Here is a 26958-nt window from a genome sequence, read left to right on the forward strand (position 1 = left end):
CTGGAACACTCTGCAAATTGCCAAGGGGAGAATGTAGAGGCTGGCTTGGGCGCTGTCGAGTACTATTTGTTGCTACGCATCATTTCGTTGCCATGCATCATTAAAGATAAACAGGATTTATCCGTTAACTGACGGTAACTGGTAAATACTCAAACTGGACATGGTTTAAAAATGGATTGGCTACTTTTTACAGTGATAGCAACACCACAGAAAGGAGAGTGGACGCAGTTGAGGAATTGCCCGCTTAACGCACCCTCCGGCATAGCTCTGATACCGGGGGGAATAGGATGACTGGCGCTGCCAAGTCCGATAATCCCCAGAGTGTTAGCGCGACTCTGCTGCGCAGCCTGATAGAGACTCTGCCTGACCTGGTTTGGCTGAAAGATCCCGACGGTGCCTATCTGGTATGCAACCGACGGGTGCAGCGTCTGTACGGGGTCCCCGAAGCGGAGATTATCGGCAAAACCGATTTTGACTTGGTCTCCAGGGAGCAGGCGGAGTTCTTTTGCCGACAGGACCGGCTGGCCATGGAGTCGGAAACCCCCCTTGTCTATGACGAGTGGGTCACTTATGCCGATGATGGTCGCCAGGAGTTGCTGGAAACCATCAAAACACCGATGTATGACAGTGATGGGAGCCTGATCGGTGTACTGGGTATCGGTCGCGATGTCACTGACAGGCAGCGGACCGAAACCGAACTGCGCGAGTTCAAGGAGCGTCTTACCGAAGTGCAACGCCTCTCCAGCAGCGGCAACTGGGAGATGGACCTGGTGGCGGACAAGCTCTGGTGGTCTGATGAGGTGTACCGGATCTTTGAAGTCGACCCATCGGAGTTTGTCCCCAGCTTTGAAACTTTTATGTCACTGGTCCACCCGGAGGATCGGGAGGCTGTGGCTACTGCCTACCAGGCGTCTTTAAAGCGGCGGGAGTCCTACGACCAGGTGCATCGGGTGTTGCTGGCGAATGGGCGAATTAAGTTTATCCGGGAGCACTGCAACACGGTTGTTGCGGAAGACGGTACACCGTTGCGGTCCCTGGGTATGATTCAGGATATCACCAACCAGGTTGAGGCTCAGCAGGCCCTTGCCCTGAGTGAACAGCGCCACCAGACCATGTTGGATAATGCGCCGGCAGTGGTCTACCTGAAAGACCTGGATGGTCGTTACCTCATGGTCAACAAGCGGTATGAACGTTTGTTGAATGTTGATCAGCAGGATGTGATCGGCCGGCAGGATACCGAACTGTTCCCCATCGAGCAGGCCCTGGTGCTGCAGGCGAATGACAAGCAGGTGCGGGAAAGCGGTGCCGCGCTGCAGGTTGAGGAGCAGGTTCATCAGGATGACGGCATACACACCTACCTGTCGATCAAGTTTCCGGTACGGGATGTCCAGGGAGAAATCTATGCGGTATGCGGTATCTCCACCGACATCACGGAGAACAAACAGGCTGAAGAGCGATTAAGGCAGTCGGCAGCGGTTTTTGAAAATATCTCGGAAGGCATGCTGATAACCGATCTGGACGCGCGGATACTGGATGTCAACAAGTCGTTCTGCGATATCAGTGGCTATAGCCGGGAAGAGGTGCTGGGCGCCAATCCCCGTATGTGGCGATCCGACCGGCACGATACCGATTTTTATCGTGCCATGTGGCATTCAATTATCCATGAAGGTCATTGGCGCGGAGAGATCTGGAATCGCCGCAAGAACGGCAACGTCTATCCCGCCCAGTTAATCATTAACGCGATCAGCGATGATCAGAATAACGCCACCCATTACGTGGCGCTGTTTTCCGATATCACCCATCTTAAACAGTCGGAAGAACAACTGGAGCGTCTGGCGCACCATGATCCGTTGACCGAACTGCCCAACCGGCTGCTGTTCCATGCCAGGCTCAGTCACGCACTGGACCAGTGCACCCGAAGCAGCCGGCAGTTGTCACTGCTGTTTATTGACCTGGACCGGTTCAAGGATATCAATGACAGCTTTGGTCACGTGGTGGGAGATGAACTGCTGCGCCAGGTTGCGAAACGCCTGACGGAGTCCCTGCGCCGGGAAGATACGGTAGCCCGAATCGGTGGCGATGAGTTTATCGTGCTGCTGGAGAATTGCGGGCAGCCGTCCCAGGTGGCGGCGGCGGCGGAGAAGATTCTCACCAGTTTTGAAGCCCCTTTCAAGTTGCTGGGGCGGGAAGCGTTTATCTCCCCCAGTATCGGAATCAGTGTCTATCCCCGGGATGGACGCGACTGTGGCTCGTTGATGCGTAATGCAGATACCGCCATGTACCGGGCCAAGGAGGCGGGGCGCAATAGCTACGCCTTCTACACCGAGGAGATGACCGCACAGGCGTTGCAGCGGGTGCTGCTGGAGAACAACCTGCGCAAGGCGGTGGAGCAGGATGAGCTGCTGCTGCACTATCAACCGCAACTGGACATGGAGCGTGGCACCCTGATCGGCGCCGAGGCGTTGTTACGCTGGTGGCAGCCGGCATCGGGATTGACACCACCGGATCGCTTTATTCCCCTGGCGGAGGAGAGTGGCCTGATCGTACCGATCGGCGAATGGGTGCTGTATGCCGCCTGTCGCCAGGCGAAAACCTGGCTGGACAAGGGGCTGTCGTTTGGCAGTGTCTCGGTTAATATCGCGACCCCCCAGATACAGCGGGGTAACCTGGTGCAACTGGTGCAGCGGGTGCTGGATGAGACCGGGCTGCCGCCGCACTGCCTGGAACTGGAAGTGACCGAGAGTGTGGTGATGGATGACTTCGATCAGGCGGCGGCGGTGTTGCGGGGCGTGCGCGATCTGGGTGTTCGGCTGGCGATGGATGACTTTGGCACCGGCTACTCATCACTGGCCAACCTGAAACGGTTGCCGATCGAGCAGTTGAAGATTGATAAATCCTTTGTCCGGGATATCCCCAGCGACCTGAACGATATCGCCATTACCCGGGCGGTAATCGCCCTGGCACTGAGCCTGCAGATGGAGGTGATTGCAGAGGGCGTGGAGACTGAAGAGCAACGGGAGTTTCTGATACAGGAGGGGTGTCGCTTGGGCCAGGGGTACCTTTTCCAGCGGCCGTTGCCGGCGGATCAGTTTGAAACCTGGGTCAGCGAGCTGCTGAACACCTGCTGATACCCCCAGGCCGCTGCGGCAAACCGCAACCCGGGGGCGATGGCTTGCGCAATTGCCTGTCGGCTGAAGACGCGGGTGCTCTTCACAGTGACGCGAAGTAGGTGATCATTCGCGCCCGTTGTTCGGGATCGGGAAGCTGTCCCCAGCCCGCCTGCATATTGTCCCGCATGTGTTTGACCTTTGTGGTGGCCGGAATGGCGCAGGTCACCGCCGGGTGGGAGACGGCAAACTTCAGGAAGAACTGTCCCCAACTGGCACAGCCGAACTCCTCTGCCCATGCCGGTACGGGTTTGCCCTTTACCTTGCGGAACAGGGCGCCGCGTTGAAACGGCCGGTTCACAATCACTCCGATGCCCCGTTCCTGGGCAATCGGCAGCAGACGTGACTCCGCCTCCCGGTTGCCCAGGTTGTAGGTCAATTGCACGAAATCGAACGGATGCTGCTGCAGGATGCGCTCCAGAGCGTTGTGGTCCCGGCCGTGGGAGGTGGTGATGCCCACATAACGGATCGTCCCATCGGCCTTCATCTGCAACAGGCTCTCCAGGTGAGTCTCCCAATCCAGCAGGTTGTGGATCTGCATCAGGTCGAAACGCTCCACACCCCACAGGCGCCGGGACTCTTCCATCTGGCGGAGACCGCTCTCCCGCCCGCGGGTCCACACCTTGGTGGCGGCAAACAGATTTTTCTCCCCGTTTATGGTCGGCAGCAGCTGACCAATCACCTGCTGGGCCGAGCCGTACATGGGGGAGGAGTCGATCATGCCACCACCGTGATCGAAAAACGCCTGTATCACCTCCCCCAGACGGGCCAGCATGTCGGCATCACCGCCGGTCTCAAAAGTACGTGAAGTACCCATGCCGATCACCGGCAGCAGTTCGCCACTTGAGGGGATCGCCTTGCGTATGGTCTGGTTGGCTGCGGCAACACCGCCGGGCAGTAACAGACCGGCGGCCAGGCTGGCGCTGGCCTGCATAAACTGACGACGGTTCAGGATTGGTAGATGGGGCATGTTTTACACCTCTTCAGAATGGCGGGTCTCCGCCAGCTTCACCTGCTGGCGTCCCAGGGAAAATGCGATTCCGGCCCAGATCAGGGCCAGTGGTACGGCGATCAGGGCGATGCCGCCAAGGCCCATGCCCAGGCTGCGCATGCCGGCGTAGATCCAGGCGCTGACCGCATCGCCACTGCGATAAATCAGGGTATCGATCAGATTCTTCGCCTTGTACTTCTCCTCTCTGGTCAACACTACATATAGCATCTCCCGGGCCGGGCGCATGATGGCGTAGTTCCCGGCCCGTCGGATCACCTGCACCACCAGCAGTACCATCAGTACCGGCGCCATGCTGAGCACGGTGAAACCGATGCTGAGCAGCAGGGGGATAATGGCCAGTACGGTGGCCAGTCCGAACCATTTGATCAGCCGACTGGTCAGGAACAGTTGCAGCAGCAGGGTCAGGCCATTGACGGTCAGGTCGATGGCGGCGAATACCGCGGTGCGCTGTGCAGAATCGGAAAATGCGTCCCGTACAATCTGCGCCTGCATCAGGTAAAGGAAGGTGGCCAGGGTGGTGAACAGCAGCATTAACAGGCAGATGCCCAGCAGATAGGGTGAGCGTATCACCAGCCGGATACCGTCCCAGATACCGCCGCCCAGCAACTGGTCCGCATCCGGTACCGGGTGATCGGTCGGCCGGTTCCCCGACCAGCGCGACAGCCGGGCGATACAGAAAATGGCCCAAACCAGCAGTAGTGCCGAAACCAACAGCAGGTTTCTTGCCCCCAGTGGTTGTACCAGCAGGGTGGTCAGGGCCGGGCCGGCCAGGGCCCCCAGGGTGCCGCCGGCGGCGATGAAACCGAACAGGCGCCGCGCCTGATGATCGGCCCAGATATCGGTCATGAAGCTCCAGAACACCGATACCACGAACAGATTGAACACACTGGCCCAGATAAAAAAGGCTCTCGCCACGGTCGGCGAGGCGCGCTGCTGATCCATTAACAGGTAAAACAGCAGCAGTGCCAGGATAAAAAAGCCGTACACATAAGGCAGAAAGCGGCGCCGGGGAAAACGGGAGCTGACCCAGCCAAACAGCGGGATCGCCGCTGTCATGGCCAGCAGGGTGCCGGTAAACAGCCACTGCAGATTCTCCACGCCACCCAGCACGCCCATCTCGTCCCGCATGGGGCGGATGATGTAGTAGCTGCAGAGCAGGGCGAAGAAGTAACTGAATGACCAGAGCAGTGCGGTCACTTCATCCCGCGCAACCTGTACCGACCGGAGTAACAGTTGGTGCACGGGGAACTTGGGACGGGGCATCACGACTCCTTGATGGCAAACACGGGATGATGCGGGATCATAAAACCGCCTGGCTATTTTTGCTAACTATAGCCTGTTCGGGTAGCCTGATCCCCTGGCTGGCCCGGTGCCGGGGTTGCCGGAAGATTTTCCCTTTTGGTACATTCATCCTATCTGAGTCAGACGTACATAGATAACAGCTTATAAGACTTGTCCAGGGAGAAATCCTATGGTTAGTGCAGAAGATCTGATATCTGGTGAGCCGTCGAATCAATCGTCCGGGAACGGTCGGGAAGCCGGGCGATCTGTTGAACCACCGAAGGTGCTGCGGGATCTGGCCGCCGAGGCGGATGTGCATTTCAATGGTGACCGGCCCTGGGATATCCAGGTGTTCCATCCATCGGTCTACCGGCGCATCCTGCTGCAGGGGTCGCTCGGATTCGGAGAGTCCTTTATGGATGGGCTTTGGACCTCCCGGCGACTCGATGAAACCATCTACCGATTGTTGTCCAGTGATCTGGATCAACGCATCAATCGACGTATCCGGTTGCGCTGGATGGGGGCGTTGCTGCGCAATCTGCTGTTTAATCGCCAGTCACGCAAGCGGGCCTTCCAGGTGGGTGAGCAGCACTATGATATCGGCAACGATATCTATACCGCGATGCTGGATTCCACCATGAGCTACAGCTGTGGCTACTGGCCCCGGGCAGACAGTCTGGAGCAGGCGCAACGGGCCAAGCTGGATCTGATCTGCCGGAAACTGAATCTCCGTCCCGGCCTGCGGCTGCTGGATATCGGTTGTGGTTGGGGTGGTCTGGCCCGGCATGCGGCCGAACATTACGGTGTCACCGTTGACGGTATCACCGTCTCCCGGGAGCAGCTGACCCTGGCCCGGCAGCGATGCGATGGATTGCCGGTCAATCTTCAGTTGATGGACTACCGGGATCTCGACGGCCGTTACGATCGGGTGGTCTCGGTGGGCATGTTCGAGCATGTCGGTCCTAAGAATTACGCGACCTTTTTCCAGACCGTTGACCGGGTGCTTGATGATCAGGGTATCTTCCTGCTGCATACCATCGGTGAGCAGAATGACACCATTGCCACCGATCCCTGGATAGACAAATATATATTTCCCAATGGCAAGATCCCCTCACCGCAACGCCTGATAGCGGCCTTTCAGCCCGGTTTCGTACTGGAGGATTGGCACAATTTCGGTGGGGACTACGATCGCACCCTGATGGCCTGGTGGAAACGTTTCGATGCGGCCTGGCCCTCGTTACAGGGGCGCTATGACCAGCGTTTCTACCGTATGTGGAAATACTATCTGCACAGTTGCGCCGGCTATTTCCGCTCCCGCCAGGGGCAGTTGTGGCAACTGGTACTGACCAAACGGAAGCGCCCCCCCACCTACCGATCCCTGCGCTAGGAGAAGGCCAGAACAGGGGCGGAGATTCTGTTAGCCGCCGTCCACGATAAACAGTGTGCAGTCGGCGTTGTCCAGACGCATGGCCTTGACCGGGGCATACTCATCCGAGTCCACAAATGCCTGGGCGCTCCTCATGTCGGGGAATTCGATGATCACTATCCGGGTGGGTGTCCACAGCTCGCTCTGCCTGATATCCATGACGCCTCCCCTGACGCGATAGACACCGCCGAATTTTTCAGCAATCGGTTTGGCCAGCCTTTTGTACTCTTCATACCGGTCTGGATTGTTGATCCGGGTGTCTACCACCAGGTATGCGCTCATGAATTGTTCTCCGGTTGCGTGGTGGGACACCCACTGCGGGCAGCATGGGCGGCTGCCCGCAGTTAGGTGGGCTGACTTTGCTGTTTAGCGAGCCCTACCCGCTGCGGTCGCTTCGGGTACTTCCACCAGCTTCCCGGTTTTGCAGTCGTAGATGTAGCCGTAGATGGGGATATCCCCGGGCACCATCGGGCTGTTCCGGATACGCTGTACATCCTCCAGCACGCTTTGCGCCTGGTCACTGATGGTCAGCCAGTTGATGTACTTGCCGTCAGTGGTTCCACCGCCGGCATTGCTGTCGTGCCAGCCGTCTGCATCTACCGTGGCGGTTTTCAGGCTGCCGGACAGCAGATCCCCCATGATCTCGTTGGTGAAGGTCTCCATGCCGCAATCGGTGTGGTGGATGACAAACCACTCCCGGGTGCCGAGCAACTTGTAGGAGATCACCAGGGAGCGGATTGCGTCGTCACTGGCCCGGCCGCCGGCGTTGCGGATCACATGGGCATCACCCTCGGCGAGGCCGGCATACTTGGCTGGGTCAAGTCGGGCGTCCATACAGGTGAGAATGGCGAACTGGCGTCCCGGGGGCATGGGCAGATTACCCTTGTCACCAAACTCTGCTGCGTAACTGCTATTGGCGGACAGTACCTCTTTGACGATGTTACTCATTTTGTTACTCCTCTCTGGTTTATAGCATCCTGTAAGATCAGGATTTTTGTTATGGCTTTTTGCCGGAACCCCGTGGGTTACCGGGTGCAGGGCTTGAACAGTACCTGTGTCGGGTGACTGCAAACCATTATCATTATAGGAGCTGCTGCCAGGATAGGGAGGGGTCTTTACCTTGTTTGTCAGATGGGATTTTGCACGGTAAAAAAAGGGGCGCCCATCGCTGATGGGCGCCCCGGTGGTATGGGTTAACGGCTCTGATCAGGCCTGGGCATATTTGGCCTTGGCTTCACGACGACGGGCATGCAGCACCGGTTCGGTGTAACCGCTGGGCTGCTCGCAACCCTTGAACACCAGGTCACAGGCGGCCTGGAAGGCAACACCATCGAACTCCGGTGCCATGTTCCGGTAGTTCGGGTCGCCGGCATTCTGCCGGTCCACCACGGCGGCCATCCGTTTCAGGGTCTCCATCACCTGCGCTTCGCTGCAGATGCCGTGACGCAGCCAGTTGGCGATGTGCTGGCTGGAGATACGCAGGGTGGCGCGATCCTCCATCAGGCCCACATCGTTGATATCCGGCACTTTGGAGCAGCCGATACCCTGGTCAATCCAGCGCACCACATAACCCAGGATACCCTGGGCATTGTTATCCAGCTCCTGCTGGATCTCTTCGGCACTGTAGCTGCGATCCCCCATCAGCGGGATGGTCAGAATATCGTCCAGGCTGGCCAGTTCACGGTATGCCAGCTCTTCCTGGCGTTGCGCCACGTTGACCTGGTGATAGTGGGTGGCATGCAGGGTGGCAGCGGTGGGTGAGGGGACCCAGGCGGTGTTGGCGCCAGCCAGGGGATGGGCAATCTTGGCTTCCAGCATATTGGCCATCTGGTCGGGGATCGGCCACATGCCCTTGCCGATCTGGGCGCGACCCTTCAAACCGCAGCGCAGGCCGATATCCACGTTCCAGTCTTCATAGGCCTTGATCCAGGGCAGCTGTTTCATCTCTTCCTTGCGGGCTACCGGGCCGGCCTCCATGCTGGTATGAATCTCGTCACCGGTGCGATCCAGGAAACCGGTGTTGATAAACACCACCCGCTCCCGGGCCGCCTGGATACAGGCCTTCAGGTTCACCGTGGTGCGGCGCTCCTCGTCCATGATGCCCACCTTGATGGTGTTGCGCTCCAGACCCAGCGCCTCCTCGATACGGCTGAACAGCTCGCAGGTGAAGGCGACCTCTTCCGGACCGTGCATTTTCGGTTTGACAATATAGATGCTGCCGGTTCGGCTGTTACGGTATTTGCCGTTGCCCTTCAGGTCGTGTAGCGAGATCAGGGCGGTTATCATGCCGTCCATAATGCCTTCCGGGATCTCGTCGCCATTGCGGTCGAGGATCGCCTCGTTGGTCATCAGGTGGCCCACGTTCCGGAAGAACAGCAGGCTGCGGCCCGGCAGGGTCAGGGTGCCGCCACCCGGGGTGGTGTAGGTGCGATCCGGGTTCAGATGGCGGGTGATCTGCTTGCCGCCCTTCTCCATCTCGGCGCTGAGGTTACCCATTACCAGCCCCAGCATATTGGCGTAGACCTCCGCCTTGTCCTCGGCATCGACCGCAGTGACCGAATCCTCGCAGTCCTGGATGGTGGTGATGGCCGCTTCCAGAATCACGTCCTTGATACCGGCCCGGTCGTCGTGGCCGATCTCCGATTGCCGGTCGATCTGGATCTCCAGGTGCAGACCGTTGTTTTTCAGCAGGATGGCAGTGGGGTTATCACCATCTCCGTTGAATCCCACCAGCTTTTCCGGTTGGGCCAGCCCGGTGCGGCTGTCGTTACGCAGGGTGGCGGACAGTTTTCCGGTGATGATCTGATATTCGATCACATCTTTGTGGCTGCCCTCGGCCAGGGGTACCGCCTGGTCCAGCAGTTCCCGGGCCGCCTCGATCACCCGGGCTCCACGGGCCGGATTGTAGCTGCCGGTCAGGGCCAGGTCACCGCTCTGCTCGATGGCATCGGTGCCGTACAGGGCATCGTACAGGCTGCCCCAGCGGGCGTTGGCGGCGTTCAGCGCGTAGCGGGCGTTGTTGATCGGCACCACCAGCTGTGGTCCGGCCATTTCCGCGATCTCCGGATCCACGTTGTCAGTTTCGATGGTGAAATCCTCCACCTCCGGCAGCAGGTAGCCGATCTCCATCAGGAACGCCTTGTAGGCGGCGGCGTCCAGCGGTTTGCCCGCCTGTTTCTGATGCCACTGGTCGATCTGGCGCTGCAGCTCATCACGTCGCGCCAGCAAGGCACGGTTTTTCGGGGTCAGGTCATTGACGATCTGCTCCAGTTCCGTCCAGAAGGTGGTGCTGTTGATACCGCTTCCGGGTAAGATCTGGCTCTCTACTAACTCTTTGATCACGTTGGCGATTTTTAGTCCGCCGATCTGGGTGCGTGCTGTCATGTAATGCCCTTGTTGCAGTTAATCGATTCGAATGGCGTCATTCATGCCCGCGACGCGGAGCGTATCCGTGTCGTATCTGGTTAATCTAAGCCGGGTCAGGAGATAACGGTAAATAATCAGTCTATCAAAACCCTGTATGGAGTATACCCCAGGAAAACAGGGATATAACTTAATCACCTTCCGAGAGCAGTCGGGCCAGGGGGCGCTCATTGATCGGCAGGTGAATGACTCCTGCCAGCAGTCCCAGTACCACGCCTGCCCACCAGACCGCATCGTAGGTGCCGGTGGTATCGTACAGCCGGCCGCCCAGCCAGACACCGATGAAGCTGCCCAGTTGGTGGCTGAAAAAGACAATGCCGAACAGGGTTGCCATGTAGCGCACACCAAACACCTGGGCCACGATGCCGGAGGTCAGTGGTACGGTGGAGAGCCAGAGAATGCCCATCACAGCAGCGAACAGATAGATGGTCAGATCGGTTTTCGGTGCCAGCAACATGGCGGTGATCACGATCGCCCGGCTGAAATAGATAAACGCAAGACCGCTTTTCTTACTCCAACGGGTACCGGCGGCGCCGGACAGGAAGGAGCCGGCGATATTGAACAGGCCGATCAGGGCCAGCGCGTAGGCCCCCACCTCCGGCGACAGTCCCAGGTCCTTCACATAGGAGGGGAAGTGCACGGTGATAAAGGCGACATGGAAACCGCACACAAAGAAGCCGCTGGTGAGCAGCACAAAGCCGCGATGCCCCGCCGCTTCCCGCAGCGCCGCACCGAGGCTCTGATCGAAGTGCGGCTCTCCCGGGTGGCTGTCACTGCCCGGCAGAACCAGTGCCAGGGGGATAATCAACAGTGCCGTGGCGGCCAGGATCAGCAGAGCGGCCGACCAGCCGAAGGCGCTGATAAACTGCTGACCCAGCGGGGAGAACAGCACCTGTCCCAGGGAGCCGGCGGCGGTACCCAGGCCCAGCACCAGGGTGCGCCGTTCCGGCCCCACCGCACGGGCCATGGCGGCCAGGGTGATGGAGAAGGCCGAGAAGGCGATGCCGAGACCGGTCAGCACACCTCCGAACAGCTGCAGACCCAGGCTGGTGTCGCTGGTGGCCATGCCCCAGACCCCCAGGCCATAGAGCAGTGCGCCGAAGGAGAGTACCCGGGTCGGGCCATAACGATCGGCCATCGCCCCGGCTACGGGTACCCCGATGCCCCAGAGCAGGTTCTGAATCGCCATGGCAATGGCGAAGGTCTCCCGACTCCAACCGTAGGTCAGAGTCATGGGCTCCAGAAACAGGCCGAATACCGAACGGATACCAAAGCCGATCATGGCGATCAGGCAGCCGGCGATGATCACCAGCAGCGGAGTCCGCCAACTGGGTGACGTCGGGTTGGGGGGAAGTCTGGGCATGGGGGACGCGGCTCCTCCGGGGAGAGTGGCCATGCTACCTGATCGGCAGGGAGTTGATAACAGCACCAATCCGGGGGGAATTGCAGCAGTTGAGGGAGTATGGTCGGGTGGGGCAGATCGCCTGGCGGCTGTGTCCGGTTGATTAATCGGGTATGATTTTCGATTAATTCGAACTCAGGTGCGGTCGTTACCCCTATGTCGGCAGAAAGTGCCCTGGCCTTCTTCGTGGCCATCTTTATCTTCTCCATCACTCCGGGACCGGGTGTGTTCGCCATTCTGGCGCGGGCCATGACAGAGGGAGCGGCCGCCTGCGTGGCTCTGGCTCTGGGGATGGCCATCAGTGATATCGTCTACCTGGTGTTCGCCTGTTACGGTCTGGCGGCCATCGCGGAGCACTGGGGCGGACTGTTCACCCTGATTCGGATCCTGGGGGCCGCTTACCTGCTCTACCTGGGCTGGAAGATGTGGCACACCCGCCCCAGCCTGGCGGCTGAAGCCGGGGCGGTGAAATCGGCAGACCAGTTGAAGAGCTTTGTCCAGGGTTTCCTGATTTCCGCCTCCAATCCGAAGGTGATCCTGTTTTATATCGCCTTTCTACCGACCTTTATGGATTTGAACGTGCTGACTTCCCGGGATATTGCGCTGGTGGCGCTGATCACCCTGCTGGGCCTGATGCTGGGGTTGATGCTGATCGCCGTCTCCGCCTCCTGGGCACGCCGAAAGTTCCGCTCTGAACGGGCCATGCATGGCCTGAACCGGGTGGCCGGGTCCATCATGATAGCGGCCGGTACCTATCTCGGCCTGCGTCACTGATTCCGCCCACTCCTCCGTCCACTCCCGATCCGAGCGCAGCCCATGCCCCATCGTAAGAGCCATCTTGATCCCCTGGCCATGCTTCTGCTGCTGGTACTGTGCGCCAGCTGGGGGTTGCAGCAGGTGGCGGTGAAGCTGGCCAGCGTGGGTATCTCGCCTTTTTTTCAGGCCGGCATCCGCTCCCTGGGTGCGGCGCTGCTACTGCTGGTGTGGATGTGGCTGCGGCGTGTCCCGATCCTGCAGCGGGATGGCTCCGGGCGCTGGGGTGTGTTGGCCGGCTTGCTGTTTGGCAGCGAGTTTATGCTGATCTTCTGGGGGTTGGAGTTTACCACCGCCTCCCGGGCGGTGATCTTTCTCTACCTGTCACCCTTTGTGGTCGCCATCGGTGCCCACTTCTTCGTCGCCGGTGAACGGCTGCGCTGGCTCCAGGTGGTGGGCCTGGTGGGGGCGTTTGCCGGCATCCTGCTGGTGTTTGGCGAGTCCATCCGGTTACCGTCCGCAGAGATGCTGATCGGTGACAGCATGCTGGTACTGGCGGCGCTGCTCTGGGGTTCCACTACGGTGGTGATCAAGGCGTCGGTGCTGCGCTCCCTGGCGCCGAGCAAGACCCTGCTTTACCAACTCGGCGTCTCCGCTCCATTGCTGCTGCTGGCCTCCTGGGGGGCGAATGAGCCGGGCATTACCCGCCTGACCCCGCTGATCCTGGGCAGTCTGCTGTTCCAGACCCTGTGGATCGCCTTTGTCACCTACCTGGCCTGGTTCTGGCTGGTTCGGCACTACCCGGCGGGCCGTCTCACCGCCTTCACCTTTCTGACCCCCCTGTTTGGGGTACTGGCCGGCCATCTGGTGCTGGATGAGCCGCTCTCGCCGGCACTGCTGGCGGCGCTGCTGTTGGTCGGGCTGGGTATCTACCTGGTGAATCGCCCACCACCTAAGGTGCTCCCGGGGGAGTTGGCGGAGCGGCAGAACAGCTCGGGCTGAAGGGTACCTGGTCTTATCGGCAGGGGATTTATCGCTCTGGCGGACCGGATAGCCGGGCTTATTCGGGCAGGCTATGCGAATTTTGCATGACCCGGTTGCGTGATTTCGATTGTCACCCTTCCTATCATGGTTTTAGGCTCTATGCTTGAAAGATGGTCAGGCCGGGCAATCCATACCGTCTGGGAACTGGACGGTGGAAGTTGATCGGTCCCTGGAAACAGCAATAACCAACATCGGGATATTGAGCATGAAAAGAACCTCCTCACTGTTATGCGGCGCGCTACTCGCTCTTGGACTGGCTGCAGGGTCCCAGGCGGCTACGCTGAAAATGGCTTACGACGCCGATCCGGTATCTCTCGATCCCCATGAGCAGCTTTCGGGCGGTACCCTGCAACTGTCACACATGGTGATGGATCCACTGGTCCGCTGGACCCAGGATCTGACCTTTGAACCGCGCCTGGCGGAGAGCTGGGAACGGATTGATGAGAAAACCGTCCGATTCAAACTGCGCGAGGGGGTCAAGTTCCACTCCGGCAACCAATTGACCACCCAGGATGTGCAGTGGACTTTTAACCGGCTCAAGAGCAGTCCGGACTTCAAGGCGATCTTCGAACCGTTTGATAAGGTCAATATTATCGATGACTATACCTTCGATCTGACCACCAAGAGCGCCTATCCCCTGGTGCTGCACAGCGCCACCTATATCTTCCCGATGGACTCCAAGTTCTACAGCGGCACCGATGAGAACGGTGAACCCAAGGACCGGCTGGTAAAACATGCCGGTACCTATGCAGCGACCCATGTCTCCGGTACCGGGCCTTTCCGGGTGGCCAGTCGGGAGCAGGGTGTCCGGGTGGAGTTTGAGCGTTTTGCCGATTACTGGGACAAGAATTCAAAAGGCAACGTGGACAAGATTGTCTTTACCCCGATCAAAGAGGCCCCCACCCGGGTGGCGGCCCTGCTGTCGGGTGATGTGGACTTTATCGCCCCGGTGCCCCCCAACGACCATAAACGGATCCAGGGCAATGACAAGGTCAACCTGGTTACCCTCGGTGGTACCCGGGTGATCACCTTCCAGCTCAACCAGCAACGGCGTGAAGAGTTCAAGGATGTGCGGGTCCGCCAGGCGATTGTGCATGCGGTGAATAATGCCGGCATCGTGAAGAAGATCATGAAGGGCTTTGCCACCGTAGCGGCGCAGCAGAGTCCGGCGGGTTATCTGGGCCACAAGGAGAGCCTGAAACCCCGTTTTGATCTGAAGAAGGCCCGCCAACTGATGAAGGAGGCCGGTTACGAGAAGGGTTTCAGCGTCACCATGATGGCACCCAATAACCGCTACGTGAACGATGAAAAGATCGCCCAGGCGGTCGCCTCGATGCTGGCCAAGATCAATATCAAGGTGGATCTGAAGACCCTGCCGAAGGCGCAGTACTGGCCCGAGTTTGACGCCCGCTCCGCGGATATCATGATGATCGGCTGGCATTCGGATACCGAGGATTCGGCCAACTTCAGCGAGTTCCTTGTCATGTGCCCCAATGAGGAGACCGGCAAGGGTCAGTACAACAGCGGCAACTATTGCAATCCTAAGGTTGATGAGTTGGTTAACCGCAGCGCAAGTGAAACCGACCCGGCAAAGCGTAAGGCGATGCTGCAGGAGGTGGAGCAGATTCTCTATGATGACGCCGCCTTTGTCCCGCTGCATTGGCAGAACCTGGCCTGGGCTGCCGCCAGGAATGTCGATATCGCTCCTATCGTCAATGTGCAGAACTTCCCCTACCTGGGCGACCTGGTGATCAAGGAGTAGGGACTGCCGGGTGGATGATTGCAGTGCCGGTGATGCCGCTGAATGGGCCACCGGCACTGCATCAGTCCGGACTGATCCCTGAGTTGCTGACCTCCGGATGGGGGCGTTGGGGTCCGGTAAAACAACCCATACGCCCGATGTCATAACGGTTGTACAACCCCTGTCTGAGTGACACTAGCCGAGAGTTATCCAGATCATGCTTGCGTTTTTGATAAGACGCCTGTTCCAGGCGATGGTTGTCATGTTTGTGATCAGCCTGCTCAGCTTCTCCATCCAGGACAACCTGGGTGATCCCCTGCGGGAGCTGGTCGGGCAGTCGGTATCGGAGGAGCAGCGCCAGGTGCTGCGGGACGAGTTGGGACTGAATGACCCGTTCATCACCCAGTACCTGCGCTTCGCTGGCAAGGCGCTGCAGGGCGACCTGGGCACCTCCTACTTTTTCAAGGAACCGGCCCTGCAGGTGATCCTGAAGAAACTGCCGGCGACCCTGGAGCTGGTGTTCGGGGCCACCCTGATTATTATCTTCTTTTCAGTGCCGATCGGTGTCTACGCGGCTATCAAGCCGGAAAGCTGGTTTTCCAAATGCGCCATGGGGTTAAGTATCGTCGGCATATCGATCCCGGTGTTTCTCACCGCCATCCTGGCGATCTATCTGTTCTCTGTTGAGCTGGCCTGGCTGCCTTCGTTCGGGCGTGGCGTCACCGAGCATGTGTTCGGTAGCTGGGAGACCGGCTTTCTGAATGCGGACGGCCTGCTGCACCTGCTACTGCCCTGTGTCTCCCTGGCCTCGATCATGCTGCCCCTGTTTGTGCGCCTGATTCGGGCCGAGATGATGGAGATCCTGCAGTCCGAATATGTCAAGTATGCCTGGGCCAAGGGGCTGTCACCGATGCGGATCTGGTTTGTCCATGCGCTGAAAAACACCATGCTGCCGGTGATTACCGTCGGTGGTGTGCAGATCGGCACCATGGTGGCCTACACCATCCTGACCGAGACGGTTTTCCAGTGGCCGGGAATGGGTTTTCTGTTTCTGGAGGCGGTGAACCGGGTAGATACGCCGCTGATCGTCGCCTACCTGATCGTGGTGGGAGCGATTTTTGTTATCACCAATACGGTTGTTGACCTGATCTACGGCCTGGTTAATCCCACCGTCAAACTGGCCGGGAGGGCATCATGAACGACACAGCCGCTCCCACCACTGTGAATGAAGCGGAATACAGCCGCTGGCAGCGCTTCAAGCGCAGCCATCTCTATCACAGCTTCGTCAATGACCGGGTGGCGATGGTCAGTCTGCTGATCTTCCTGCTCTACGCGGTCGCCGCCCTGCTGGCGCCGCTGATTGCACCCTACGATCCCTACGATCCGGCCATGATCGATATCATGGATTCGGAAATTCCACCCAGCTGGCAGGAGGAGGCGGATGAGCGTTTTCTGCTGGGTACCGATGCCCAGGGCAGGGACATGCTCAGCACCATGCTGTACGGCACCCGTATCTCCCTGCTGATCGGTGTCTGTGCGGTGATCCTGCAGTGTCTGCTGGGTGTGCTGGTGGGCCTGACCGCCGGTTATTTCGGCGGCCGGGTGGACAGCTTCCTGATGCGGCTGGCGGATATCCAGCTCAGCTTCTCCACCCTGATGGTGGCTATCGTGGTGCTGGCGGTGTTTCAGGCCGCCTTCGGTGCCGAGCTTTATGCCGAGCTGGCGATCTTCATGCTGATCCTGGTGATCGGTATTGCGGAGTGGCCCCAGTATGCGCGAACCGTTCGCGCCTCCGTGCTGGCGGAGAAACACAAGGAGTATGTGGATGCGGCCCGGGTGATGGGCTTTACCAGCCGGCGCATCATGTGGGGACATATCCTGCCCAACACTCTGTCGCCGCTGCTGGTGATCTCCACCGTGCAGGTGGCCAACGCCATTATCAGCGAGGCGTCGCTGTCGTTCCTGGGGCTTGGCATGCCGGTCTCCCAGCCATCCCTGGGCTCCCTGATCTCAAGTGGCTTCGAGTACATCTTCAGCGGCTCCTGGTGGATTACCGTGATACCCGGTTTTGTGCTGGTGATCCTGGTGCTGGTGATGAACCTGCTGGGCGACTGGCTGCGGGATGTGCTGAATCCGAAACTCTACAAGGGCTAGACCGATGTCTTTTCTGCAAGTGAACCATCTGGAAGTGACTTTCGGCCTGCGTAACGGGGCGGTCAAGGCGCTGCGGGATATCAGTTTCTCCCTGGAGCGGGGCGAACGGATCGGTATCGTGGGAGAGAGCGGCGCTGGCAAATCGGTGGCCGCCTTCGCGGTGATCAACCTGCTCAGTCGGCCCGGCTATATCTCGGCTGGTGAGGTGCTGTTTGAGGGTCGGGATCTGGCGCAACTCTCGCCCCGTGAGATGCGCTCCATCCGCGGCAACCGCATCGCCATGATTTTCCAGGATCCCATGATGACCCTCAATCCGGTGCTCACCATCAGCCAGCAGATGGTGGAGTGTCTCCAGGCGCATCGAAACATCTCCCGCCGGGATGCCCGCGCCATTGCGGTGGAGAAGCTCAAGCAGGTGCAGATCCCGTCGCCGGAAAAACGGCTCGATCAGTATCCCCATGAACTCTCCGGCGGCATGCGCCAACGGATCATCATCGCCATTGCCCTACTGATGGATCCGGCCCTGATTATCGCCGATGAGCCGACCACGGCGCTGGATGTGACCATTCAGGCCGAGATCATGGAACTGCTGCTGGAGTTGTGCGCCTCCAATAACGTGGGCCTGATGCTGATCACCCATGACCTGGGAATTGTCTCCCAGGTGACCGAGCGGGCCATCGTCATGTATGCGGGACGCATTATTGAGACCGGGCCGACCAAGGAGATCATCAATGACGGGCAGCACCCCTACACCCAGGGCCTGATCAATGCACTGCCCCAGCAGACCGTACCCGGCCATCGGCTGAATCAGATACCGGGATCCATGCCGTCGCTTCAGGATATTCCGGCCGGCTGTGCCTTCAACCCACGCTGTGATTTTGTGATGGATATCTGCAAGTCGGAGATCCCCGGCTTCACCCGTTCCGGCGGCTGCTCGGTGGCCTGCCACATGGTTCAGGCAATGGTGGAATCCGCCCGGCAGGAGATATAAATGGCAAAGAGCTGGCAGACATTGCAACAGGAGGCCCGGGCCGCCGACGCGGTGGGTATCGGGGAGTCCCTGATCACGGTACGCGGACTCTACAAACGGTTTGATATGTCCGGTGACCTGCTCGACCAGTTCCACTTCAGCGGTGGCAGGCTGCAGCGGAAACGGGAGTTTGTACACGCCATCAACGGCGTCAATCTGGATGTCCGCAAAGGGGAGGCGCTCTGCGTAGTGGGGGAGAGCGGCTGTGGCAAATCCACCGTGGCGCGGGTGGTCATGGGGCTGTTAAAGCCCTCCGCCGGCGAGGTGGTGTACCGGGGCGAACGGATCGACAATCTGAGTGACCGGGCCATGCTGCCTTACCGGCGTAAACTGCAGATGATTTTCCAGAATCCCTACGCTTCACTCAATCCCCGAAAAACCATCACCCAGGCATTGGAAGAGCCGCTGCGTTTCCATTTTCCCCACTATTCCGCCGCCGAAGTACGTGAACGGGTGGCGGAGGTGATGGATTCGGTCGGTGTGGATCACGGCTGGGGCGTGCGCTATCCGCACGAGTTTTCCGGTGGTCAGCGGCAGCGCATCTCCATCGCCCGGGCACTGATCCTGGATCCGGAGTTTATCGTCGCCGACGAGCCGATCTCGGCCCTGGATGTGTCGATCCAGGCCCAGGTGCTGAACCTGATGATGGAGGCCCAGGAGCGCCGTGATCTCACCTATCTGTTCATTACCCATGATCTGGCGGTGGTGGAGCACTTCGGTACCCGGGTGGCGGTTATGTACCTGGGAACGGTGTGCGAACTGGCGCCAACCCGACGACTGTTTGACTCCCCCAAGCACCCCTATACCCAGGCGCTGCTGAGCGCCATCCCCAGGCTGCAGGATAACCAGCCGCCCCATATCAAGCTGCATGGGGAAGTCCCCACGCCGGTCAACCTGCCCCCGGGCTGTGTCTTCCACGGACGTTGCCCCTATGCCAATGAGCGCTGTCGGCGGGAGATACCGCAACTGATCTGGCACGATGACGGCAGCCAGGTGGCCTGCCACGGTGTGGAGGAGGGGCGTCTGTAGCTGCCTGCCGGGAGTAAATGGTCGCTCTGTCCTGTCGAGAGGTAGCCCTGCGGCCGATCTTTCGCCTTGCCGACAGATGGTCGCTCTGCTACAGCCTGTCGAATCGCTGAATCAGGCGCTGACTACCAGCGTGCCGGCTCCAAGCAGTAACAGAGCGCCGCAGATCGAGCGGCCCCAGGCAAAACTGCCAAGACCGTTCAGCCAACGCTGTACCCGATCCAGGGAACCGGCAGCCAGTAATATGCCGGCGCAGTGGCCGATTCCAAACAGTATCAGCAGGAGCGCCGGTAGGGCCAGCCCCGCAGACGCCTGCATCCAGGCCACTCCCAGCAAGGGGGCGATCCAGGCGAAGGCACAGGGTCCCAGGGCAAGGCCGAAGAGCATACCAAGAACCAGGGCGGTCCAGGCGCCCCGGGAGGTCACTTGGGGTAATCCGCGGCCGCTGGGCATCGGCAACCACTCCAGCAGATAGAGACCGGTAACCAGGCAGATCAGCGCCACCAGGTAGTTGCTGGAGATACCCAGGTCGCCGGCAACCCGTCCCAGCAATAGCGTGACCACGCCCAGCGGTATCAGGCTAAGCAGGCTGCCGAGGGCAAAGGCGAGAATCACCCGTACGCGCCTGTCGGGAGCTGGGGTGTTGTCGCTAATGGAGAGATAACCCACCACCAGGGGGATCCCTGCCAGGTGGCAGGGACTCAGCCAGATACTGGCAAACCCCCATCCCATGGCCGCCAGGGCCGCAATCCAGCCGCTACCGGAGAGTGCGTCGGACAGCGGTGCCAACAGCTCCATCATGACTCATCACCGACTGACTCCAGGGGCACTCCCCGGGTGGTGAAAACTTCCACAATCGCCCGCGCTGAAAGGACGCCCATATGCCGGTAGAGTTCCTGACCGGCGTCATCCAGGAACACCTGGGTGGGAATGGCCATGATCTTCCACTGACGGGTTAAATCGCTTTGTTCCAGGATATTTACCCGAATGATCCGCAGACGCTCGCCATGGGTTGCGTCCAACTCATCCAGTATCCGGTGCATGGTCCTGCAACTGGCACAGCTGTTCATGCCGAACTCCACCAGGGTGGGGCGGCCGTCGCCGACAATGGATGGGAGAGTAACCTCTGTGCTTTGAGGTGGCGTTTCGCTGTTCATCCACTGATACAGGGCCAGGCCGACAAGGGCGAGGAGCAGGGCCGCCAGGGGCAACAGGTATTGGCTTAAGGATTTCATGGTGGCGGGTTCGGTTGCAGGCATGGTCAGGCATCCCCCTTTTCATTGGAACGGGCTCGACCGGGGTTATGGTGCAGTCTTGAATAGCGCTGTGTCATCTGGGTAGACTCCGTCTCTTGTTGCGTAGGCATCGGCTGGCTTATCTGCGAGTTAGGGAACCAGTCCACTCTGGGTGCTGATAGACATTAATCTGCCTACCAGATAGTTAAGACGGAGCAGGGATAAAAAGGATGCAGTGTTGGTGGGAATTTTGTTGTTCCTCTGCTGAATTGGCAGGCGTCGGGCAGCGGGGCTGGCTGATCAGTGGGCCCCTGGAAGGGCCGTTTTGACCCATAGAGACACGATTCCAATTTCCGTGAAAGTCTATCGGGCAGTAATGGGTTAAACTATGCGAAGTTTGATGACGGCGGAAACGATCCTGCGATGCCTTACCTTCCTTACCAGATGACTCTCGTCAACGCGGATGGGCCGGGCCATTCGGCGGGCCTGGTGGGCGCACGCCATGGAGCGGCGCACTGATGGAGATTCGCTGGCTGGAGGATTTTCTTGCGCTGGCCCGGACCCGCCACTTCTCCCGTGCTGCGGAACAACAGAACATCTCCCAACCCGCCTTCAGCCGGCGTATCAAGATGCTGGAGGAGGAGATGGGGGTGGTACTGGTGGACCGGGAGACCCTGCCGCTCTCCCTGACGCCCGCCGGGCAGGTGTTTCTGGAGGCGTCAGAGAAGATCACCCGCACTCTTCGGGAGACCCGGGAGACCTGCCAGGAGATGATCCAGAGCGAAGCCAACAAGCTCCGTTTCGCCACCCATCAGACCCTCTATCTGAGCTTTTTCCGTAACTGGGTTGAATCGCTCAACAGCGATGTGGACCTGGGGGTCAATCTCAAGTCCACCGCCTGGCCGGGCCGGCTGCTGGTGCAGGCTCTGGAGCGGGGTGAGTGCGATCTGATCCTCTGCTATTGGTCTCCTGATATCGACTTCCTGGAGGTGCTCGACCGGCCCGAATATGAGTACCAGGTGGTGTCTGCCGATACCCTGCTGCCGGTGACCGCCCTGAACCGCCACGGCCAGCCGAAATTTCTCCTGCCCGGCAGTGACGCGGCCCCATTGCCCTATATCGGCTACAGTGAACAGACCTTTCTGCAGCGGGTGTTGTCCGCCGGCTTCCGCGCCCGGCCCGGTCTGCCCCACCTGCTCAACGTAAATGAGAACACCCAGGCGGTCAGCGTCAAGGCGATGGTGGCAGAGGGTTATGGCATCGGCTGGCTGCCGGCCCGCCTGCTGGCCAGCCAGGGCGCGCAGGGACTGGTGCCTGCCGGGGATGAAACCTGGCATTATCCCATGGAGATCCGCATCTACCGTTCCAGGGAAAACCCACACCCCATGTTGCCTCGCTTCTGGGAGGATGTGGCCCGCAGTCTGGCCACTTCCCAGGAGCTGCCGGTTCGCCATGCCGCCGGGTTGGAGCACTGATCGCCGGTTACAGATTATTTCTCAGGCCCAGGGCGTCCGGATGGGGTTGCAGGTAGACCTGCCGGGCGATGTAGGGATCGGGATGGAGGCGGAAATAGTGCCGGAACAGGGTGATCGGCACCACCAGGGGTATCTCACCCTGCCGGTAGCGTTCGATACTCTCCCCCAGTTCCTGTTTGTCACGACTGTCGATCTGGCGTTTCAGATAACCCATGATGTGTTGCAGCACATTGCTGTGGCCCTTGCGGTTGGCTGGTCGTCGCAGGGCGCTCATCAATTCGCTGAAATAGGCGCTGCTGGCGGATGCAACCGCCTCCCTGGGCAGGTTGGATAACAGTCGGCCGAGGCGCTTGTAGGCCGCCTGGGAGTGGGCCATCACCAGGTACTTGTGTCGGGCGTGGAAGTCGATCAGTCCCGCTGCCGTAACTCCTGTCTGGATTAACCGCTGCCAGTCCCGGTAGACGTAGATCCGATTGATGAAGTTCTCCCGCAGGATCGGGTCATTCAACCGCCCTTCGTCCTCCACCGGTAGCTCGGGCAGGCGGCTCATCAGGGCGCGGGCAAAGATGCCGCTGCCCTGGCGCCGGGCCCTGCCCCCCGATTCCGGAAAGACCTTGACCCGCTTCATGCCACAGCTGGGTGAATCTTTCTTGAGGATGTAGCCGCTGATGCCATCCAGCCCGGCCAGCGCCTGTTCCGAATAGGCTTGCAGCTGCGCTGTGACATCCAGCTCCGGCTGGTTGACCCCGACCACGCGGGGATTGTCCGCTTCACCCACCAGCTGTACCGCCGGTCGGGGCGTGGTCATGCCGCTGCCCACTTCCGGGCAGAGGGGGATAAAACGGAGGAAAGGGGCCAGTTGTTCGGTCACGAAACGGTCCTGTTTGTGGCCGCCGTCGTAGCGTACCTGTTCCCCCAGCAGACAGCTGCTGATACCGATAGTGACCGGGCTGAAACGATCTGTTGTCATTTGGTTTAAGTCTGCTCCTCTGCTTCGTTGGTTCTGTCTCACGCCGGACCGGTGATCTCCTGCAACGCCTTGGCCAGGGTGTCGTACTGGAAATGGAAGCCTGCTTCAGGCAGTCGTTCAGAGATCAGATACTGTCCGCTGGCCAGGGCTTCGGCCCCCTGTCCGAACCGTAACTTGAGCATAAACAGGGGCACCGGCAGCAGGGCGGGGCGGTGCAGTTGCCGGCCCAATGTCCGGGTAAACTGCCGGTTGGTGGTGCTGTCAGGGGCGCTGAGGTGATAGATGCCGCCCATCTCCGGCTGGGCCAGGGCAAAGCTGTAGGCGCGCACCAGGTCGTCGATATGGATCCAGGAGAAGGGCTGGCTGCCGTCACCGATCGGTCCCCCCAACCCCAGGCGGAAAGGCAGCAGCAGCTGTTTCATCATGCCCCCGTCCCGACCCAGTACCAGGCTCAGGCGGAAGATCAAGGTGCGCACACCCAGGGTTTCGGCCTGTAGAGCGGCGGCCTCCCAGTCACGGGTGAGGCGACCGAAGAAGCCGCCTGCATTGGGTGGGTCGGATTCGCTGTAGCGGCCCAGGCTGTCAAAAGCGCCCATGGCAGAAGTGGAGATGAGCAGGCCCGGACGCTGCTCCAGCCGGGACAGTGCCTCCACCAGCGCGCGGGTGGTCAGTACCCGGCTGTCGTACAAAGCCTGCATGTAGGCCTCGCTCCAGCGTCGGCCGATGTTCTCCCCGGCCAGGTTGATGATGGCGTCGCAACCCTGGAGTTGCCCGGCCAACCGGTCGATATCATCCTGCAGTGCCTGGCGCCCCAGTTGGATCAGCTGGTGGCCGGCGCTGTTCAGTGCGGTGCAGAGGCGCCTGCCGATGAAGCCGGTCGCTCCGGTAATGGCGATTTTCATGTGGATCGGTACCTGCTGGTCGGTGTTGTCCGGACTGCCTTAAGCATAGTTCAGTGGGCCGGTTACAGGGCCGGATAGCGTTGGGCAAAGCCGGTGCGGATCTGTTGCGCCAGTTCCCTGACGATCACGTTGACGCCGTGCCCCGGCAGGCGCAGGTTGATGTAGTAACGTGGCAGGTCGGGCAGGCCGATCGCCGGGTCGATCATGCTCAGGGTCTCGGGGATCACCTGGGACATGTAAGGGGCGATGGCCATGTCCGCCTCCAGGCTGGCGATCACCGGTTCGGTGCTGCCAACCTGGCAGATTGAGATCCACTCCAACCCGGCGCTGTTCAGCGCCGCCACGGCGGAATCACGAAATCCACAGGACTCCAGACCGAGGGCGACCGGCAGGGGGTGCCGGTGGCAGGCTTCACCATTCGGTGCGCCGATCCACACCAGGGCGTCGGTGAGCAGCAGTTCGTCCCGGTCGCCCCGCACCGACTCGGTGGTGAGGGTGAGGTCGATCTGCTGCTTTTTCAGCATATCCAGCAGTACCGGGGTCGAGTCACTGATCAGGGTGACCCGGATATTGGGGAACTCCCGGTTGAACCGTTTCAGGATCGGCGGCATGAAGGGACGCACGATATCCGGCGGCACACCGAGCAGGATCTTGCCGGTGAACTCCGGCTGACGCATCAGCTGCAGCACCTCGTCATTCAGTGCCAGCAGGCGATTGGCGCTGGCAATCAGCTTTTCGCCGTCCGGTGTCAGCTGCATCTGCTTCTGCCGGCGGTCAAACAGCTGTTTGCCGAACTGGATCTCCAGCCGCTTGATCTGCTGGCTGACCGCGCCCTGGGTGAGGTTGAGGGTCTGGGCGGCCCGGGTCATGCCGCCACTCTCCGCCACCGCCAGGAAAGTACGGATCAGACCGATATCGATATCACGCTGCACGGGTTACCTTTCATTACGGTTGCTAATTACTTCCATTATGATAATTGGCTTTAATAATACATGCCGGGCGCGTATAAGATAGTTTTTTGTACCACCCATGGAATTTCCCCTACCCATGTTAACCCACTCTGTCAGTCTCTACTTTGCGGCGGTATTTATCTGGGGCTCCACCTGGTACGCCATCAAGTTCCAGTTGGGAGCGGTGCCGCCCGAGCTGTCGGTTGCCTACCGTTTTACACTGGCGGCACTGATCCTGTTCGCCTGGTGTCTGCTGCGGGGTCTGCCGTTGCGCTTCGGGCGCCGGGAACACCTCTGGATGGCACTGCAGGGCCTGATGCTGTTCTGCCTTAACTACCTGATCTTCTACTGGGCCACGGCGGAGCTGACCAGTGGCCTGATTGCGGTGATCTTCTCCACCATCGTGCTGATGAACATTGTCAACAGCGCACTGTTTTTCCGTAAACCGGTGAATGCCACCATGGTGGTTGGTGCATGCATCGGCCTGCTGGGCATTACCCTGGTATTCTGGCCTGAAGTGGCTAACCTGCAGCATAACGGTGGTGCCCTGAAGGGGCTGGTGCTGAGTCTGCTGGGTACCTTCATCGCCTCCCTGGGTAACATTATCTCTGCCCGGAATCAGCGCCAGCGACTGCCGGTGATCCAGAGCAATGCCTTCGGCATGGCCTATGGTGCCCTGATCCTGTTTCTGTACGCCCTGTTCCAGGGTGTGGCGTTTGTCTACGACCCCTCCATGGCCTATAACCTGTCCCTGCTCTATCTGGCCCTGTTCGGTTCGGTGCTTGCGTTCGGCAGCTATCTCACTCTGCTGGGCCGTATCGGGCCGGAGAAGGCGGCCTATGCCACGGTGCTGTTCCCGCTCGTGGCGCTGGGTATCTCGACCCTGTTTGAAAATTATCACTGGAGCCTGATGGCGGCCGCCGGCGTGGTGTTGGTGGTGGCGGGAAATGTGCTGATCATCATGCCCCGGCGACTGTTGTTGCGCCTGGTTGGACGTCGGGAACAGGTGGGTGAAGCCCCTCTGTAACGGGGTGATGCAAGTGGCCTCCGGTCAGGCCGGTTCCGGTCGGGACCGGTCCCGCATCACCGGTAACTGGGAGATCAGCATGCCGCTCAACATGATGGCGCAACCCAGCAGACCGCGGGTGCCCAGTGACTCATCCAGCAGCAGCCAGCCCCCCAGTGCCGCGAACACCGACTCCAGGCTTAAAATGATAGCGGCGTGGGCGGCCGGGGCGTGGCGTTGTGCCACCACCTGCAGGGTGTAGGCGACCCCCACCGAGAGAATGCCCGCATAGCCGATTGGAACCCAGACGTTGGACAGGGCCTGCAGATCAAACTGCTCCCAGAGCAGCGCCGCGCCGAGACTCAGCAGGGTACAGACCAGGAATTGCCCCAGTGCCAGGCGGATCGGATCCAGCCGGCGGCAGAGCCAGCCGATCAGCAACACGTGGCCGGCCCAGAACAGGGCGCCGATCAGCTCCAGCAGATCCCCGTAGGCCAGGGTCCATTGATCCGTCATGCTCAGCATGAACAGTCCGACCAGGGAAACGAACGCGCCGATCCAGGTGTAGGCATCGGTCTTGTGACGCCAGAACAGGGCCAGGATCGGCACCATAACGATATAGAGCCCGGTAATGAAACCGGCATTGGCGGCGGTGGTGTAGACCAGGCCGATCTGCTGCAGTGACGATCCGGCAAACAGCAGTGTACCGGCCGCCAGACTACCCAGAAGCAGGGGGCGGAACGGCTGAGCCGGGCCGTTTCTGCGCCACCAGAGCAGTGGCAGCAGTGACAGGCAGCCCAGGGCAAAGCGGGCGCTGTTGAAGACAAACGGACCGATATGCTCCATGCTGGCGCGCTGCGCCACAAAGGCGAGTCCCCAGATAATGGCGGTGACCATCAACAGGCCATCGGCTTGCCAGGTGCGTGATTTCATCGGGCGGACTCGCTAATCGGCTGTAAGG

At 60.0% G+C, this 26958-nt stretch carries 23 protein-coding genes; 11 read left to right on the forward strand and 12 right to left on the reverse strand.

The features are described 5' to 3' along the window. The first annotated feature begins 287 nt into the window (after positions 1 to 287). A complete protein-coding gene (locus AAY24_RS00960) occupies positions 288 to 3128 on the forward strand; it encodes a sensor domain-containing protein (protein WP_052760977.1) in 2841 nt (946 codons plus the stop codon). A gap of 82 nt (positions 3129 to 3210) precedes the next feature. On the opposite strand, the gene AAY24_RS00965 is transcribed toward AAY24_RS00960, so the two are convergent. After that, complete coding sequence (locus AAY24_RS00965; RefSeq protein WP_082116967.1) at positions 3211 to 4137, reverse strand: aldo/keto reductase; 927 nt, start codon at positions 4135 to 4137, stop codon at positions 3211 to 3213. A 3-nt stretch (positions 4138 to 4140) separates the two neighbouring features. Next, on the reverse strand, positions 4141 to 5442 hold the full coding sequence (locus tag AAY24_RS00970) for an NTP/NDP exchange transporter (RefSeq protein WP_052760978.1): 1302 nt from the start codon (positions 5440 to 5442) through the stop codon (positions 4141 to 4143). Between the two features lie 208 nt (positions 5443 to 5650). On the opposite strand from AAY24_RS00970, the gene cfa reads away from it, so the two are divergent. Next, entirely contained in the window at positions 5651 to 6847 is a 1197-nt protein-coding gene (gene cfa, locus AAY24_RS00975; RefSeq protein WP_046858088.1) for a cyclopropane fatty acyl phospholipid synthase, read from the forward strand. 30 nt (positions 6848 to 6877) lie between these two features. Here the strand turns inward: cfa and AAY24_RS00980 are convergent, their stop codons facing one another. The 4 genes from AAY24_RS00980 to AAY24_RS00995 all read right to left on the reverse strand — a co-directional run bounded on the left by AAY24_RS00980 (position 6878) and on the right by AAY24_RS00995 (position 11672). Next, the gene (locus tag AAY24_RS00980) at positions 6878 to 7168 is read right to left on the reverse strand and encodes a DUF1330 domain-containing protein (RefSeq protein WP_046858089.1); all 291 of its coding nucleotides are present in this window, start codon (positions 7166 to 7168) and stop codon (positions 6878 to 6880) included. Positions 7169 to 7252: 84 nt separating this feature from the next. Continuing rightward, on the reverse strand, positions 7253 to 7834 hold the full coding sequence (locus AAY24_RS00985; RefSeq protein ID WP_046858090.1) for a beta-class carbonic anhydrase: 582 nt from the start codon (positions 7832 to 7834) through the stop codon (positions 7253 to 7255). A 258-nt stretch (positions 7835 to 8092) separates the two neighbouring features. Further along, positions 8093 to 10270, reverse strand: a complete 2178-nt coding sequence (locus tag AAY24_RS00990; protein ID WP_046858091.1) for a malate synthase G — start codon at positions 10268 to 10270, stop codon at positions 8093 to 8095. A gap of 169 nt (positions 10271 to 10439) precedes the next feature. Next, positions 10440 to 11672 carry an MFS transporter gene (locus tag AAY24_RS00995; RefSeq protein WP_046858092.1) on the reverse strand — a complete coding sequence of 411 codons (1233 nt, stop codon included), beginning with the start codon at positions 11670 to 11672 and terminating at the stop codon, positions 10440 to 10442. 195 nt (positions 11673 to 11867) lie between these two features. Here AAY24_RS00995 and AAY24_RS01000 point away from each other — a divergent pair, with 195 nt between their 5' ends. The 7 genes from AAY24_RS01000 (at position 11868) to AAY24_RS01030 (ending at position 19462) form a co-directional block, all read left to right on the forward strand. Beyond that, positions 11868 to 12485, forward strand: a complete 618-nt coding sequence (locus AAY24_RS01000; protein WP_046858093.1) for a LysE family translocator — start codon at positions 11868 to 11870, stop codon at positions 12483 to 12485. Positions 12486 to 12527: 42 nt separating this feature from the next. Next, entirely contained in the window at positions 12528 to 13466 is a 939-nt protein-coding gene (locus AAY24_RS01005) for a DMT family transporter (protein WP_046858094.1), read from the forward strand. Positions 13467 to 13713: 247 nt separating this feature from the next. Beyond that, on the forward strand, positions 13714 to 15270 hold the full coding sequence (locus AAY24_RS01010; RefSeq protein ID WP_046858095.1) for an ABC transporter substrate-binding protein: 1557 nt from the start codon (positions 13714 to 13716) through the stop codon (positions 15268 to 15270). A 196-nt stretch (positions 15271 to 15466) separates the two neighbouring features. Further along, positions 15467 to 16447, forward strand: a complete 981-nt coding sequence (locus AAY24_RS01015) for an ABC transporter permease (RefSeq protein ID WP_046858096.1) — start codon at positions 15467 to 15469, stop codon at positions 16445 to 16447. Beyond that, complete coding sequence (locus AAY24_RS01020) at positions 16444 to 17403, forward strand: ABC transporter permease (RefSeq protein ID WP_046858097.1); 960 nt, start codon at positions 16444 to 16446, stop codon at positions 17401 to 17403. The genes AAY24_RS01015 and AAY24_RS01020 overlap by 4 nt, the downstream gene beginning before the upstream one ends. Positions 17404 to 17407: 4 nt before the next feature. Then, the gene (locus AAY24_RS01025; RefSeq protein ID WP_046858098.1) at positions 17408 to 18394 is read left to right on the forward strand and encodes an ABC transporter ATP-binding protein; all 987 of its coding nucleotides are present in this window, start codon (positions 17408 to 17410) and stop codon (positions 18392 to 18394) included. Then, positions 18395 to 19462 carry an ABC transporter ATP-binding protein gene (locus AAY24_RS01030; RefSeq protein ID WP_082116968.1) on the forward strand — a complete coding sequence of 356 codons (1068 nt, stop codon included), beginning with the start codon at positions 18395 to 18397 and terminating at the stop codon, positions 19460 to 19462. 111 nt (positions 19463 to 19573) lie between these two features. Here the strand turns inward: AAY24_RS01030 and AAY24_RS01035 are convergent, their stop codons facing one another. Continuing rightward, entirely contained in the window at positions 19574 to 20260 is a 687-nt protein-coding gene (locus AAY24_RS01035; RefSeq protein ID WP_046858099.1) for a cytochrome c biogenesis CcdA family protein, read from the reverse strand. Continuing rightward, positions 20257 to 20718, reverse strand: a complete 462-nt coding sequence (locus tag AAY24_RS01040; RefSeq protein WP_046858100.1) for a thioredoxin family protein — start codon at positions 20716 to 20718, stop codon at positions 20257 to 20259. The genes AAY24_RS01035 and AAY24_RS01040 overlap by 4 nt, the downstream gene beginning before the upstream one ends. A gap of 494 nt (positions 20719 to 21212) precedes the next feature. On the opposite strand from AAY24_RS01040, the gene AAY24_RS01045 reads away from it, so the two are divergent. Continuing rightward, positions 21213 to 22169, forward strand: a complete 957-nt coding sequence (locus tag AAY24_RS01045) for a LysR family transcriptional regulator (protein ID WP_046858101.1) — start codon at positions 21213 to 21215, stop codon at positions 22167 to 22169. 7 nt (positions 22170 to 22176) lie between these two features. On the opposite strand, the gene AAY24_RS01050 is transcribed toward AAY24_RS01045, so the two are convergent. The 3 genes from AAY24_RS01050 to AAY24_RS01060 all read right to left on the reverse strand — a co-directional run bounded on the left by AAY24_RS01050 (position 22177) and on the right by AAY24_RS01060 (position 24973). Further along, positions 22177 to 23139: a YbgA family protein gene (locus AAY24_RS01050; protein ID WP_046858102.1), complete on the reverse strand. Its 963-nt coding sequence runs from the start codon at positions 23137 to 23139 to the stop codon at positions 22177 to 22179. Positions 23140 to 23177: 38 nt separating this feature from the next. Then, positions 23178 to 24041, reverse strand: a complete 864-nt coding sequence (locus AAY24_RS01055; protein WP_046858103.1) for a TIGR01777 family oxidoreductase — start codon at positions 24039 to 24041, stop codon at positions 23178 to 23180. Positions 24042 to 24103: 62 nt separating this feature from the next. After that, positions 24104 to 24973 carry a LysR family transcriptional regulator gene (locus tag AAY24_RS01060; protein ID WP_046858104.1) on the reverse strand — a complete coding sequence of 290 codons (870 nt, stop codon included), beginning with the start codon at positions 24971 to 24973 and terminating at the stop codon, positions 24104 to 24106. 115 nt (positions 24974 to 25088) lie between these two features. Here AAY24_RS01060 and AAY24_RS01065 point away from each other — a divergent pair, with 115 nt between their 5' ends. After that, positions 25089 to 26018, forward strand: coding sequence for a DMT family transporter (locus AAY24_RS01065; protein WP_046858105.1), 930 nt, complete (start codon positions 25089 to 25091; stop codon positions 26016 to 26018). 24 nt (positions 26019 to 26042) lie between these two features. Here the strand turns inward: AAY24_RS01065 and AAY24_RS01070 are convergent, their stop codons facing one another. After that, positions 26043 to 26930 carry a DMT family transporter gene (locus AAY24_RS01070; RefSeq protein WP_046858106.1) on the reverse strand — a complete coding sequence of 296 codons (888 nt, stop codon included), beginning with the start codon at positions 26928 to 26930 and terminating at the stop codon, positions 26043 to 26045. Positions 26931 to 26958: the final 28 nt, after the last annotated feature.

This window comes from Sedimenticola thiotaurini, from assembly GCF_001007875.1.
Classification (GTDB): Bacteria; Pseudomonadota; Gammaproteobacteria; order Chromatiales; family Chromatiaceae; genus Sedimenticola; species Sedimenticola thiotaurini.